This window comes from Pseudomonas fluorescens (genome assembly GCF_902498065.1).
Lineage (GTDB): Bacteria > Pseudomonadota > Gammaproteobacteria > Pseudomonadales > Pseudomonadaceae > Aquipseudomonas > Aquipseudomonas fluorescens_BJ.
Genome location: NZ_CABVIR010000008.1, coordinates 138,181 through 152,120, shown reverse-complemented (window position 1 = coordinate 152,120; position 13,940 = coordinate 138,181). Strand labels below are relative to the sequence as shown.

Below are 13,940 nucleotides of genomic sequence, written 5' to 3'. Positions count from 1 at the left end.
GTGTGAGGAGAGTCTGAATGAGCCAAGTGTTGGATGATCTGGTCGACTTGCTGACCCTGGAACCGATCGAAGAAAACCTGTTCCGTGGCCGCAGTCAGGACCTGGGTTTTCGTCAGTTGTTCGGCGGTCAGGTAATCGGCCAGTCCCTGTCGGCGGCCAGTCAGACGGTCGAAGCTGCGCGCCATGTGCATTCGATGCACGGTTATTTCCTGCGTCCGGGCGATTCCGCGTTGCCTGTTGTGTATCAGGTTGACCGGGTCCGCGACGGCGGCAGTTTCAGCACGCGCCGGGTGACGGCCATCCAGAAGGGCAACCCTATCTTCACGTGCAGCGCCTCGTTCCAGTACGACGAAAAAGGCTTCGAGCACCAGGCCGAGATGCCGACCGTGGTCGGCCCGGAAAACCTGCCCTCGGAGCTGGAACTGACCCAGCAGCGTGCGCACCTGATTCCCGAGCACATGCGCGAAAAATTCCTGTGCCCGAAACCGATCGAATTCCGACCGGTCACCGAGAAAGATCCCTACAACCCGCAGCCGTCCGATCCAATCAAGTACGTCTGGTTTCGTGCCGACGGTGCCTTGGCCGATACGCCGGCGCTGCACAAATACCTGCTGGCCTACGCCTCGGATTTCGGTCTGCTGACCACGTCGATGCAGCCGCACGGCAAGTCGGTCTGGCAGAAAGACATGCAGGTTGCCAGCCTTGATCATTCACTGTGGTTCCACGCGGACCTGCGCGCCGATGACTGGTTGTTGTACGCAATGGACAGCCCTTGGGCAGGTAATTCCCGTGGTTTCTCTCGCGGCAGCGTGTTCAACCGTGCCGGGCAATTGGTGGCCTCGGTCACTCAGGAAGGCCTGATTCGTCACCGCAAGGATTGGGCATGAGCCTGGCCGAGGTGCGGCACTGGGTGTTCGACATGGATGGCACCCTGACGGTGGCCGTGCATGATTTCGCGGCGATTCGCGTGGCCTTGGCGATCCCGGCCGAAGACGACATTCTGACCCACCTCGCGGCGCTGCCAGCCGATGAAGCCGCGGCAAAACACGCGTGGTTGCTGGAGCATGAACGGGATCTGGCACTGGGTTCGAAACCGGCGCCGGGTGCCGTCGAGTTGGTGCGTGAGTTGGCAGGGCGCGGTTATCGTCTGGGCATTCTGACGCGCAATGCGCGGGAACTGGCGCATGTCACCCTGGAGGCCATTGGCCTGGCCGACTGCTTCGCGGTGGAGGATGTGCTGGGGCGTGATGAAGCGCCGCCGAAGCCGCATCCCGGTGGCTTGTTGAAACTGGCCGAGGCCTGGAACGTGCCGGCGAGCGAGATGGTGATGGTCGGTGATTACCGGTTTGATCTGGATTGCGGGCGGGCGGCGGGGGCGCGTACGGTATTGGTGAATCTGCCGGATAACCCGTGGCCGGAGTTGACCGATTGGCATGCGGCGGATTGTGTGGAACTGAGGCAGATGCTTTCGGCTTGAGGAATTGGCGCGCTGAGAGGCCGCCATCGCGGGCAAGCCCGCTCCCACAGTGATTTGCATGTAACGCAAAATTTTCATCCGGCGAAGCATCCTGTGGGAGCGGGCTTGCCCGGGTAGAAACCGGAGACATCCTTTACGTTTTAAACCGGAGACATCCTTTACAGGTGTGAAATACGGTCAGGAGGTACCTGACCATGCCCTGGAATCGAGAGTCCCCAATGGATCAACGGATCAAACTTATAGGCGACTGGCTGCAAGGCAGCTATTCCAAAAGCGAGCTGGCCCGCCACTACGGGCTCAGCCGCCCCACTTTGGACAAATGGCTTGCACGCTACAAGTTGCAGGGCATTGATGGGCTAAAAGAGCTGTCACGGCGTCCGCATACGAGCCCTTTCAAAATTAGCGACGAGGTCCTTGAGTTGTTAATCGCGTATAAGCGCGAGCATCACAGCTGGGGGCCTGAGAAGCTAGTACATAACCTTAGAATCGATCATCCAGAATTGTCTTGGCCAACTGTCAGCACTGCAGGCGAGTGGCTTAAGCGAGCGGGCCTGGTGCAAAAACGCCGATTCCTCAATCGCCCGCCAGCAGGAAAGAATCCGCTGCGCGACGCCACTGCGCCTAATCAGACATGGGCCGCGGATTTCAAAGGTGACTTCGCGCTTCAGAACGGCCAACGTTGTTATCCACTGACAATTACCGATCACGTCAGCCGATTTCTATTGCTGTGCAGAGCACAAAGCAGCGTTGCCGGTGCCCGCGAAGGATTTGACTGGGCGTTTCGGGAGTACGGCTTGCCTGATGTAATTCGCACAGATAACGGTTCTCCCTTTGCCTCCACCGGCATTTCACGCATATCCAGCCTGGCGGCTTGGTGGATACGTTTAGGAATTTACCCGGAGCGAATCCAGCCGGGGCGACCGGACCAGAATGGCCGTCATGAACGCATGCATCGAACGCTTAAGGCTGCGTTGCTTCATGCACCTGAACGTAATCTGGTGGAGCAACAGTTGGCGTTCGAAAAGTTTCGACAGGAATTCAATTACGTAAGGCCTCACAAGGCTTTAGAGATGAAAGTTCCTGCGGACGTCTATGAACCGTCGCAACGGCAGTACGACGGACGCGTGCCCGAGGCCGATTACGCTTCGGATATGACAATTCGCATGGTCAGGCAGAATGGGTCAATGAAATGGAAAGGCAAAATGATTTTCGTCAGTGAATCCTTGGCAGGTGAGGCGCTAGGACTCAAGGAAGTGGACGATGATGTGTGGAATATTTATCTCTGTAACTACCTTTTAGGCAGACTGAAAAGCGGCGAGAGCCGCCTTTCAAGCCAACAGAAACGTAAAGGATGTCCCCGGTTTCAATCGTAAAGGATGTGTCCGTTTCTACACCGCGATGGCGGCCTCTCAGGCACCGCAAGGCTTACTGACCAAACAATATCTTCTGCCCCTCCGGCGACGTAAACATCCCATCCCCGTTGTGCCCAACTCCAGGCACTTCGATCAATTGCTGATTCAATCCTTGTGGATGACTACGCTTCAAGAAATCAAAATAATTGCGTCCGCGAATCAACCGATTGGCGCCCTGGGCTTTCGCCTCACAGCCTTTATCCAGTGCCGGATGATTCGGGTCGATGTCCTGCTGCCCCAGTAGATAGACGATGTCACGCTGGACGTAGTTTTCCTCCAGTTGCGCGGGCGTTTGGCCTTCAGCATAAGCCGGCAAATCTGTCAGACCGTACTTCCAGCGATTGAACTCCGGGCAACCGGCGTGGCTGAAAGCCACCGGCCGGCGCTCATCGAAATACGCGTAGGAAGACGGGTTGGCGATGACATAACGCACATGCACGCCTGCAGCCTTGAGCTCCGGTTGATCGTGACTCAACAACGCATAACGCTGAACCACCTGGGCCCCACCCGAGTGACCCGCGATGACGACGTCTTTCACATCCGGAAACTGTCGACGATCGCCGAGCCGGGCGATGATCTGGTCGAGAGCCGCGTAGGAACTCAGCGCAAACGGAGCGGTGGATAAACCGCCGGCCATCCAGTCATTGCCCTGCCAGCGCAACACAGTGTCGGCCACGGGTTGGAGTGTCACGTCGGTTTCATTGAGGAATTGCGGAGCAATCACCAGCGTATTCGCGCTTTGCCCGGCCAGTTCTGCCGCACGCTCGGCGCTCTGGCGATAGGTTTCGGCGTTGCGCAACCGTCCATGGATGATAATCAGCACGCGTTCGATTTTCGCCGGCGCCGGGCCAATGCCCACCGCCATCTCACCTTCTTCCAGCAACAGCCGTCCGGGGCTGATCTCCTTGACCCCCTGCTCGGCAGCCTGGGTACTTGCGCAGGTGAACAACAGAACCAACAGCCACTTGTTCATCTATAGGTTTTTCGCCGCAAAGGTATCGCACTGGCCGACCTGGCCTTGCGCAAATCCGGTTTTGAACCAGCGCACCCTTTGCGCTGACGTGCCATGGGTAAACGAGTCCGGCACCACGCGACCCTGACCTTGCTGTTGCAAGCGGTCGTCGCCGATGGCGTTGGCAGCATTCAAGGCTTCTTCGATGTCGCCCGGTTCCAGCCAGTTCAGGCGCTGCTGTGCATTGTTGGCCCAGACACCTGCCAGGCAATCCGCTTGCAGTTCCTGGCGCACCAGCAAACCGCCGTCGCCTTCCATTTGCCGGCCTTGCTGGCGGGCGGTCTGAATTTTCGCGGAAACGCCGAGCAAGGTCTGAACGTGGTGTCCGACTTCGTGAGCGATCACGTAGGCCTGAGCGAAATCACCCGCCGCGGAAAAGCGTTGCGACATTTCCTGGAAGAAACTCATGTCCAGGTAAACCTTCTGGTCCGCCGGGCAATAGAACGGCCCGGTCGCCGATGTCGCCAGACCGCACGCCGAGTTCACCCGGTTGCTGAACAGCACCAGCGTCGGATTTTTATACTGCCGGCCGGCCTGCTGGAAAATCTGGCCCCAGGTGTCTTCTGTGTCACCGAGGATCGACCGTACGAATTCGGCCCCTTCGTCATTGGCTGGCGGAGCCTTGCGGGTTTGCGTCGGTGCGGGTGCCGATTGCTCGGTCATTTGCCCGGTGAGTTGGCCGAGGATCTGCAGCGGGTCCTGGCCGGTGATCCAACCGATGCCGACAATCAGAATGATCGCGGTCAGGCTCAGGCCCTTGCCGCCACCAAAGCGCATCCCGCCGCCACCGCCTCCGGCATCATCACCACGGGCGTCGACCACGTTGTCGCTGCGTCGGCCTTTTTTCCATAGCATGTGGGAATCCTCTGATTGTCCGTGGGGATGAGTGTTGCTGGTGAGTGAGAGCGGCGCCAGTCCGGTCGTCCGGCTTTTCGCGCACGGCCGCATTCCCGGTCACCGTCAGTGGTCACCGGGAACAGTGCAGACTTGTATTGAACGTGGATAACCCATCAAATTCCGTCAGGTGACAGGTTTTTATGGCGTCAGGGCGAGCGCCCAATACCTTGTCCGGTGATTACCGGTCGAACGCATCCCACACTGGCGCAAAGTCCGGGTTGACCTGCCGTCCGCGTTTGGACAAACCGGCAATCAACGCCCGGTCTTCATCATCCAGCCGGACTTCGAGCGAGGTCAGGTTGGCCAGTTGATTGGCCTCGCTGCTGGTTTGGACATATTCAAACCCTGTGCATTAACGATGCGCTGCATGGTCGATCTCCTGTTCGTAAGCAGTGATTCCGGCGATATGTCGCGCGGCAATGTAGCCAAACGTCAGCGCAGGGCCGAGATTAATGCCGCCGGCGGGGTAGTGCCCGCCCATGATGCTGGCCATGTCGCCGCCCGCGGCGTACAGCCCTGCGATGGCTTGGCCTGATTCGCCGAGGACCTGGGCGTGTTGATTGACCTTGAGCCCGGCGAAGGTGCCGAAGCAGCCGGGCTGGACTTTCACCGCGTAAAACGGCCCTTGCTCGATGGGGGCTACGCACGGGTTGGGTTGCTGCAAGGCGTCACCCTGTTTGCGGTTGTAAGGCGTCGAACCACGGCCAAACAAGGGGTCTTCACCGTTGCGCGCATGCCGGTTGTAGTCCGCCACCGTACTACGCAAGCCGTCCGGGTCGATGCCGCAAGCCTGGGCCAATTCCTCGATCGTGTTGCCGGTTTTCAGATAGCCGCTGCGGATAAAGGATGACAACGGAACCGGAAATGGCCGAGAGATGCCCAGCCCATAGCGGCGTTGAAAACCATGGGTGCAAATCAGCCAGGAAGCCACTTCTTCACCCTGAGGTGCGGCGGCGACCATGGCTGTCACGTAGTCGAAGTAGCCGTTGGCTTCGTTGACGAAACGCTGGCCGTTGCTCAGTACACCGATGATCCCCGGTTTGCCGCGCTCGACGATGTGCGGGAAGTGACCGAGGCTGCCATCACGGTGCGGCACTTGTGAAACCGGCGCCCACGCGACGGGCGACGCCATGTCGGTGTCGACCCGCGCACCCGCGCTTTCACCCAGGCGCAAGCCATCACCGGCCACGCCAAGCGGTGGCAGCGCCCAATGTTCGTTGCCGGTCGGTGTACGCGGGAACAACGCCTTGCGCCTCTCGATGTCGTTGGCAAACCCACCGGCTGCGAGCACCACAGCCTTGCGCGCATGGATGCGGATGCTGCCTCTTTCAGTGCTCACCATCGCGCCTCGCACCTGGTCGCCGTCGAGAAGCAATTGAGTCACTGGTGCCGATTCCCACAGTAATACGCCAAGGTCTTCGGCGGACTTTGCCAAACGGGCGACCAACGCCACACCGTTGACCAGTTGCATTGCCCGGCCATGAACGGCAAGGTCGCGCAGATGCCGGGTGAAGCGTTGGGTCACATGCCATGCCGCTGACAAAGAGCGGGTCAGATTGAGAAATGCCGTCAGGTCCGCGCCCGCCATGATCGGCATGCCCATGAACGAAGTTTCCCGCATGGTTGGGCGAAGACGCTTCAGCAGTTTGCCGACTTTTCGCCCGTCATAAGGCGCGGCGATCACCGAGCGCCCACCGGTACCCGCGCCCGGAGTACCGCCATGAATGTCGGCGATGGCGTTGCCGTCGGCGAATTGCAGGGACGTGTGCTGCTCGAAGAACTCGACCATGCGCGGGCCGGCTTCGAGAAACGCGTCGATCATCGCCGGATCGTAGTGCTGGCCCAGTTCGTGTTTCAGGTAGGTGCGCGGTTGTTCGACGTCTTCGACGATGCCGGCGCGCCGCGCCAGTGGGTTACACGGCACCCAGGCCCAACCGCCCGACCATGCGCTGGCGCCGCCAAACACTGGGTCTTTTTCCACCACGATCACTTTCAATCCGTGCCAGGCAGCGGTAACCGCTGCCGATAACCCGGCTGCACCGGAGCCGACGACCAGCACATCGCAGTCGATGTCCGGAGAGCTATGGGATTCGGCAGGCATTGTTGAAAACTCCAGTGCACATTTTTAGAATTTGATTCCAGAAAATATAGCGACATGAATCTGTTAGGCAATCATCCAGCCGATAAAGCGGGCGGTTACCGGACAAGCAGTTCCAGATTTCGCATTGAGCGGTTTGTCTTCTAGAATCGAGCAAATTTCAGGTGGAACCTCCCATGGCCGGCAGTCAGATCGAACGTGTTTTCAGCGTGCTGGAAAGCCTTACCAATGACCCTCGCGGCTTGCCGATGCAGACGCTGGCGGAACAACTGGACATCCCGAAAAGCGCGACTCATCGCCTGCTCGCCGAACTGATTCGGCTGGGTTACGTGCGGCAGAATCCGGAAAACCTGCGCTATCACTTGTCGACCAAGCTGGTGGCCATGGGCTTCCGTTATCTGTCGGGAAGCGGCACCGATATCGTGCAGCCGGTGCTCGATCGCCTGGCGCAGGAAACCGGCGAGCTGGTGCGGCTCGGGGTGATCGAAGGTGAGCGGCAGACCTGGATTGCCAAGTCCCAGGGCGCTCGGGCCGGTTTGCGTTACGACCCGGACATGGGCCGTGATGCGCCCTTGTTTTACACGGCGTCGGGGCATGCGTGGCTGGCGTGCATGAGTGATGCCGAAGCGTTATCGCTGGTGGAGCGTCAGGGCGGCGAGCGGCCGAAAGACCTCGGGCCAAACGCGCCACGCTCCAACATTGAATTGCTCGAGCGCCTGCGTCTGGCGCGCGAGCAGGGTTACGCCTGGGTCGAAGAGAGTTCGGCAGTGGGCACTTCGGCGATTGCGGCGGTGGTGCGCCACCCTGGCGATGGGCGAGTGATCGGGGTGCTGAGCATCGCCGGGCCGAGCGCGCGGATGCCGGGGGCGCGGCTGCATGAGTTGGCGCCGCTGTTGTTGAAATTTACCGAGGAGTTGTCGGCGGCGAGTCAGGCGTCGGAACTCTTCAGTTAACCAGGCGCCACCCTCCACAGTGATCTCTGCTCGCCCGGAAAGATGTGCGTTGTTCGCACACATTCGTGGTTCGCGTGTGTAAGAATCTGGAACCAGGTTCTAAATTGTTGGTTGTCACCCACAATAACCACAAGAGGACCGCACCATGCCTTCCCCCCTTCGCATCGCCCTGATCGGTGCCGGCAACATGGGCCAGCTGCATTATCAGCATCTGAGGACCCTGACCGAAGCGACCCTCTGTGCGGTGGCCGACCCTGGCCCACAAGCGGCTGCGCTCGCGGTCGAATGGGGCGTGGGATATTTCTCCGATCATCGTCAGATGCTGGAGCAAGTGAAGCCGGACGCGGTGATCGTTGCCAATCCGAACACGCTGCACGTCAGCACCGCGCTCGACTGCCTGGCTGTCGGCGTGCCCGTCCTGCTGGAAAAACCGGTCGGGGTGCACCTGGATGAAGCGCGCGAGTTGGTGGCTGCATCGAAAGCCACTGGCGTGCCGGTATTGGTCGGCCACCATCGCCGCCACAATCCGTTGATTGTCCGTGCCCGCGAACTGGTGCAAAGCGGTACTTTGGGACGGCTGACGACGGTGACGGCGCTCTGGCAATTGCGCAAACCCGACAGTTATTTCGAAATACCGTGGCGCCGCGAGCCGGGCGCGGGAATGTTGCTGACCAACCTGATTCACGACCTCGATCTGCTGCGGCATCTGTGCGGTGAAGTGCGGCAGGTTCAGGCGATCACCAGCAACGCGGTGCGCGGGTTTGCCAACGAGGATTGCGCGGCGGTGTTGCTGCAATTCGACAGTGGCGCACTGGGCAGCCTGACCGGCTCCGACGCGGTGGCGGCGCCTTGGAGTTGGGAGCTGGATTCCGGGGAGAACCCGATGTATCCGCGCCAGGCCGATCAGCCGTGTTACTTGCTGGCCGGTACGGGCGGCGCGTTAAGCATTCCTCAGCTCAAACGCTGGCATTACGCCGATACCGATGGGGGGTGGCATGACCCCTTGCTGCCCGTGCAGGAGAGTTTCAGCGGCGAAGAAGCGTTGCGTTTGCAGTTGCAACATTTCGTGCGGGTGGCACGCCGGGAGGTCGAGCCGTTGGTCAGCGCTGCCGATGCCGCGCGCACATTGGCGCTGATCGAAGCCATCCGCGAAGCCGCCGAAACCCGTCGAGCCTGTGCGCCGATGTTGATCGAGGAGTGAACATGAGTGAACGGATCTTTTCCCTGGCCAGTCTGACGGTACTGGAGTTATCGCCGCCGCAAATGGTGGACGTCGCGGCGCGGGCTGGTTACAGCCACGTGGGACTGCGCCTTGAGCCTGCGACACCCGAAGAACATCACTTTGCGCTGGTCGCCGATATCGGTTTGCGGCGTGAGACGCTGGCGCGTCTGCGCGACACCGGCATTCGTGTGCTGGATGTTGAAATCCTGCGTCTTAAACCGGACACGGTTGTCGCCGATTTCGAGAAGATTCTGGCGGTTGGTGCGCAGTTCGGTGCCAGTGAATTGCTGGTGGCCGGTAATGATTCTGACGAGCAGCGGCTTACGGAAAACTTCGCCCGGCTCTGTGATCTGGCGGCACCTTACGGGCTCCATCCGCACCTGGAGTTCATGCCTTGGACCGACGCACGCAATCTGGAACAAGCGGTGCGTATCGTCGAAAGTGCCGGGCGTGAAAACGGCGCGGTGCTGGTCGATGCTTTCCATTTCGATCGTTCAGGATCGCGGCTGGAAGATCTGGTCAAAGTCGCCCCGTCACGGTTACGGTATGCACAGTTGTGTGATGTGGCGGGGGCGCGTCCGACGGACATGGCGGAAATTTTGCGTCAGGCCCGCAACGAGCGACGTTTTCCGGGGGATGGCGATTGTGATCTGGCGGGGTTGTTGCAGTGTTTGCCAGCCAATATTCCGTTGAGCCTGGAGATACCCACCGTGAAGTTGCTGGAGCAGGGCGTGAGCGGGTTGCAACGGGCGCAGATGGCGTTGGATAAAACCCGGGAATTGTTGGCACGCCGGTAAGCTTTTGACTTTCGATGTAAAAAAGGATCGCTAATGACCGTCAGCACCCCGCTCTCCGGCGTAAACCAACCCTTCAAAGGGATTTTGCTGATCGTTGTCGCGACCTTCCTCTTCTCCAGTCACGACGCCCTGTCGAAGTACCTTTCGGGGTTCTACCCGATTGTCATGGTGGTCTGGGCCCGTTATGTGGTTCACACCTTGTTGATGGCCGGGATTTTTCTGCCGCAATCCGGGCTGCGAGTCCTACGCACAAAACGACCGTGGCTGCAGTTGCTGAGGGCGCTGTGCCTGCTGGGCACCAGTCTGTTTTTCACCACCGGCTTGCAGTACATCCCGTTGGCCGAAGCCACGGCGGTTAACTTTCTCGCGCCGGTGCTGGTCACTGCGCTGTCGGTACCACTGCTGCGTGAGCGGGTGACCCGCGGTCAATGGATCGCGGTGATTTGCGGATTTATCGGCGTGTTGATCATCGTCCACCCCGGCGGCGATCTGTTCACCCCAGCGGTGCTGCTACCGCTCTGCTCGGCGCTGTTTTTCTGCTTCTATCAATTGCTCACTCGCAAGCTCAGCAGCATCGACAGCCCGACCACCAGCAACTTTTTCGCCGGCTTGTGCAACACCCTGGTGATGAGTGCGCTCGTGCCGTTCTTCTGGCAGGTGCCGAGCCTTGGGCATGGCTTGATGATGGTGGCGCTGGGCGCGTGCGGGATGACGGCGCACTTGTTTCTGACCCAGGCATTCCGCTATGCCGCCCCGGCGCTGCTGGCGCCATTCGGCTATTGCCAGATTGTCTTTGCCGGTTTGTTGGGCTGGTTGCTGTTTTCCCACACGCCGACCCTGACCACAGTGGTCGGGATCGCGGTGATTTGCTGCAGCGGGTTGGCGGCAGCTTGGCAGCAAAGCCGTCGCTGAACATGATCAGAATCTGAAACGCACCACCAGGTTTTGCAGGCCGGTCGCCAGTTGCGACAGTTCCTGACTGGTGGCGCTGGTCCGGGTCGAGGCGTCGGCACTTTCCAGCGACAGATCGCGGATGTTCAGCAAATTGCGATCCACCTCGCGGGCCACTTGCGCCTGTTCCTCTGACGCGCTGGCGATCACCAGATTACGTTCATGGATCTGCTCCATGGCCCGGGTGATTTCTGCCAGTGCCAGACCCGCCTGTTCGGCAATCGACAAGGTTTCGGCGACGCGCTGACTGTTGTCGTGCATCGACAGCACCACGCTGTCGGTATCGCCCTGCACGCGGCCAATCATCTGTTCGATTTCGCGGGTCGATTGCTGGGTGCGATGAGCCAGCGCCCGCACTTCATCGGCCACCACTGCGAACCCACGCCCGGCTTCCCCGGCGCGCGCGGCCTCGATGGCGGCATTGAGGGCGAGCAGGTTGGTCTGTTCGGCGATGGCGCGGATCACGTCCAGCACCTTGCCGATTTCCCGGGATTGCTCGGCAAGCGTCTGTACCTGTTGCAGAGCGATGCCGGCATTGCTGCTCATCGCCTGAATCGAATCGAGTGTCTCAATGACCCGCGTCTGACCCTGGCTGGCTTGTTGCGTGGACAGGCGAGTGCTGTCGGAAGTCGACACCGCGTTACGTGCGACTTCTTCCACCGCGACCGTCATCTCGTTCACGGCCGTGGCGGCTTGCTCGATTTCATTGTGTTGCTGTTGCAGCCGAGCGGAATCCTGCCGAGTGTTCTGATTCATCTGCAGCGCAGCCGCCGCCAATTGCGTCGAGGTGCCGCTGATCAGTTGCAGGGTTTCGCGCAGGCTGGTTTGCATGGCCGACAAGGCCTTGAGCAAACGTGCGGTTTCATCGGTGCCATGGCTGCGGATCGGTTTACTCAAGTCACCGGCGGCGACTTGCTCGGCCACGGCGACGGCCTGACGGATCGGAACGACGATGCTGCGGATCAGCAACCAGGCCAGGCACAAGGTCAGGAGCGCAACGGCTATCAGCGCACCGATCACGGTGAACTTCACCTGGCTGTAAAGCGAATCGGCCTGGTTGGCCGACAGGCTGACTTCGTTGGCGGCAAGGGCCATCAGTTCGGCGAACTGGTCACCGGTCTGCGTCGAGTAATCCTGGATTTTGCCGTTGAGCAGCGCGGTCATGTCCTCGCTGCGGTTCTCCCGCGACAGCGCTTCATATTGCGCCAACGCCTGACGGTAACGGGTGACGGTGGCAACGAACTTTTCGTACGGCTCCCGGTTGTAATCACCGACCAGCGGGGTGAATTTTTCCAGCGTCTCGCCCAGCCAGCCTTGTACTTGATGCAGGCGTGTGACGGTGGCATCGAGCACTTTCGGGTCGCGGTTGAGTGCCATGCGCAGGCTGAGTACGCGAATGCTAAGGACGTAGTCGCGGATTTCACCCAGGTAGCGAACGCTCGGCAGGGAGATGTTTTCCGTGTGCTGGCCGGTGGCGCGGACCTGCGCGACCTGTTTGAGGGCGAACAGTCCCTGCAACAGAACCAGCAGGGCGATAACGCCGAAGCTGATCACGGCGCGTTTGGCAATGCTCAAGTGACCTGGCGACATGGTGGGTCTCTGTGGTGTTGAGAAAAAAGGGGACATTCATAAATCCTGCGCATAAAAAAACGCAGGCCCGGGATCAGGCCTGCGTTTGGGGTGTGTCAGTTTTCGACAGTCGGAATCTTGCGGGGCGCCATGAAGTACATCCAGGTCAGCGCGATGAAGTACATCGCCGGAATCATGGTGAACAGCACGGTGTAGTTGTTGTTGGTGATGGTCAGAATGTGGCCGACCAACTGGGTCATGAACATCCCGCCGATGGCGGCGCACATGCCGCCGAAGCCGAACACCGTACTCATCATGTGTTTAGGCGTGTAGTCCATCACCAGGCTCCAGATGTTCGCGGTCCAGGCCTGGTGTGCACCGATGGCCAGGGAAATCGCAAACACCGCCACCCACAAGCTGCTCGAACCAGCGGCCATGATCACGCCGACGATGCAGCAGGCGAACAGGAACATGGACATCAGTCGCGCCTTGATCGGGTTCATGCCACGGCCGATCAGGAACGAGGACAGGATGCCGCCGCCGACACTGCCGAAGTCGGCCGTCAGGTAAATGATGATCAGCGGGATACCCATCTGGGTCACGTTGATGCCCAGGTTGTATTGCTGATTAAGGAACGGCGGCAGCCAGTACAGGTAGAACCAGAACACCGGCGCGGTGATCGAGTAGGCGAGGGCGAAGGCCCAGGTGCCACGCATGCGCAGGATTCTCGAGAACGGTACGCGGGCCTGTTCCGGTTCGACTTCCTTCTGGATGTAGTCCAGCTCCGACTGTTTGACGCTCGGGTGATCTTCCGGGTTGAAGTACTTCAAACCCCAGAACAGCAACCAGATCCCGCCCAGGGATGCCATGCACAGGAACGCAGCCTGCCAGCCCCACACGTGCAGGATCAGCGGCAGCAGCATTGGCGTGAACATCGCACCGACGTTGGTGCCGGCGTTGAAAATACCGGTGGCCACGGCGCGTTCGCCGGCCGGGAACCACAACCGCGTGGTCTTCACGCAGGCCGGGTAGTTGGCGGCTTCGGTGAGCCCGAGGATAAAACGGCAGACCATGAAGCCGACCGCCGAGGTGGCGAGGCCATGGGCGCCGGTCGCCAGGCTCCAGAGCAGCACCGCGCAGAAGAACACGCGTTTCACGCCGACCCGATCGATCAGCCGGCCTTGCAGCACGAAACCGATGGCGTAACCGACCTGGAACCAGAAGTTGATGTTGGCGTAGTCCATCGCCGTCCAGCTCATTTCCTTGGCCAGGATCGGCTGCATCACGCCCAGTGCGGCGCGGTCGATGTAGTTCAGGGTGGTGGCGAAAAACACCAGCGCCAGCATGCCCCAGCGGGTTTTGCCGACAGCCATGGCGCCACGGATTTTATCGCCGATACCGCCGACGGCAGGAGTCGTGGAGGAGCGCTCCACGGGAGAGCTTTGGGAAGGAGTCATGTAGGCCACCGATTATTTTTATGTGGTGTTTTGAGTCTTGGGTCACCGAGACCGCTGGTTGTGACCGGACTCAATGTGTAGTGGATGGTGGGCAG

At 60.1% G+C, this 13,940-nt stretch carries 12 protein-coding genes and 2 pseudogenes; 7 read left to right on the top strand and 7 right to left on the bottom strand.

The annotated features are described in order from the left end of the window. Nucleotides 1–17: 17 nt before the first annotated feature. The 3 genes from tesB to F8N43_RS24335 all read left to right on the top strand — a co-directional run bounded on the left by tesB (nucleotide 18) and on the right by F8N43_RS24335 (nucleotide 2,850). Nucleotides 18–887 carry an acyl-CoA thioesterase II gene (gene tesB / locus F8N43_RS24345; protein ID WP_150630415.1) on the top strand — a complete coding sequence of 290 codons (870 nt, stop codon included), beginning with the start codon at nucleotides 18–20 and terminating at the stop codon, nucleotides 885–887. Further along, nucleotides 884–1,477 (top strand): HAD family hydrolase, encoded by a 594-nt coding sequence (locus F8N43_RS24340; RefSeq protein ID WP_150630416.1) that lies wholly within the window; start codon nucleotides 884–886, stop codon nucleotides 1,475–1,477. The genes tesB and F8N43_RS24340 overlap by 4 nt, the downstream gene beginning before the upstream one ends. A gap of 194 nt (nucleotides 1,478–1,671) precedes the next feature. Then, complete coding sequence (locus tag F8N43_RS24335) at nucleotides 1,672–2,850, top strand: integrase core domain-containing protein (protein ID WP_150637996.1); 1,179 nt, start codon at nucleotides 1,672–1,674, stop codon at nucleotides 2,848–2,850. A 52-nt stretch (nucleotides 2,851–2,902) separates the two neighbouring features. On the opposite strand, the gene F8N43_RS24330 is transcribed toward F8N43_RS24335, so the two are convergent. The 4 genes and pseudogenes from F8N43_RS24330 to F8N43_RS24315 form a co-directional block, all read right to left on the bottom strand. Continuing rightward, on the bottom strand, nucleotides 2,903–3,862 hold the full coding sequence (locus tag F8N43_RS24330) for an alpha/beta hydrolase (protein ID WP_150654486.1): 960 nt from the start codon (nucleotides 3,860–3,862) through the stop codon (nucleotides 2,903–2,905). Then, nucleotides 3,863–4,756, bottom strand: coding sequence for a neutral zinc metallopeptidase (locus tag F8N43_RS24325; RefSeq protein WP_150654485.1), 894 nt, complete (start codon nucleotides 4,754–4,756; stop codon nucleotides 3,863–3,865). Between the two features lie 220 nt (nucleotides 4,757–4,976). After that, a pseudogene (locus F8N43_RS29625) lies at nucleotides 4,977–5,129 on the bottom strand (aldo/keto reductase); the annotation flags it as partial. 21 nt (nucleotides 5,130–5,150) lie between these two features. After that, the gene (locus F8N43_RS24315) at nucleotides 5,151–6,899 is read right to left on the bottom strand and encodes an FAD-dependent oxidoreductase (protein ID WP_150638363.1); all 1,749 of its coding nucleotides are present in this window, start codon (nucleotides 6,897–6,899) and stop codon (nucleotides 5,151–5,153) included. Between the two features lie 173 nt (nucleotides 6,900–7,072). Here F8N43_RS24315 and F8N43_RS24310 point away from each other — a divergent pair, with 173 nt between their 5' ends. From F8N43_RS24310 to F8N43_RS24295, 4 genes are all read left to right on the top strand, one after another. Beyond that, a complete protein-coding gene (locus F8N43_RS24310; RefSeq protein WP_150630420.1) occupies nucleotides 7,073–7,849 on the top strand; it encodes an IclR family transcriptional regulator in 777 nt (258 codons plus the stop codon). A gap of 145 nt (nucleotides 7,850–7,994) precedes the next feature. Continuing rightward, a complete protein-coding gene (locus tag F8N43_RS24305; RefSeq protein WP_150630421.1) occupies nucleotides 7,995–9,050 on the top strand; it encodes a Gfo/Idh/MocA family protein in 1,056 nt (351 codons plus the stop codon). A gap of 2 nt (nucleotides 9,051–9,052) precedes the next feature. Continuing rightward, on the top strand, nucleotides 9,053–9,868 hold the full coding sequence (locus tag F8N43_RS24300) for a sugar phosphate isomerase/epimerase family protein (protein WP_150638361.1): 816 nt from the start codon (nucleotides 9,053–9,055) through the stop codon (nucleotides 9,866–9,868). Nucleotides 9,869–9,901: 33 nt separating this feature from the next. Continuing rightward, nucleotides 9,902–10,780 carry a DMT family transporter gene (locus F8N43_RS24295; protein WP_150630423.1) on the top strand — a complete coding sequence of 293 codons (879 nt, stop codon included), beginning with the start codon at nucleotides 9,902–9,904 and terminating at the stop codon, nucleotides 10,778–10,780. Between the two features lie 6 nt (nucleotides 10,781–10,786). Here the strand turns inward: F8N43_RS24295 and F8N43_RS30040 are convergent, their stop codons facing one another. The 3 genes and pseudogenes from F8N43_RS30040 to F8N43_RS24285 all read right to left on the bottom strand — a co-directional run bounded on the left by F8N43_RS30040 (nucleotide 10,787) and on the right by F8N43_RS24285 (nucleotide 13,761). Beyond that, nucleotides 10,787–11,575: a methyl-accepting chemotaxis protein gene (locus F8N43_RS30040; RefSeq protein ID WP_412072601.1), complete on the bottom strand. Its 789-nt coding sequence runs from the start codon at nucleotides 11,573–11,575 to the stop codon at nucleotides 10,787–10,789. Nucleotides 11,576–11,641: 66 nt separating this feature from the next. Then, a pseudogene (locus F8N43_RS30035) lies at nucleotides 11,642–12,409 on the bottom strand (MCP four helix bundle domain-containing protein); the annotation flags it as partial. A gap of 95 nt (nucleotides 12,410–12,504) precedes the next feature. Next, nucleotides 12,505–13,761 (bottom strand): MFS transporter, encoded by a 1,257-nt coding sequence (locus F8N43_RS24285; protein ID WP_224787855.1) that lies wholly within the window; start codon nucleotides 13,759–13,761, stop codon nucleotides 12,505–12,507. Nucleotides 13,762–13,940 lie beyond the last annotated feature (179 nt).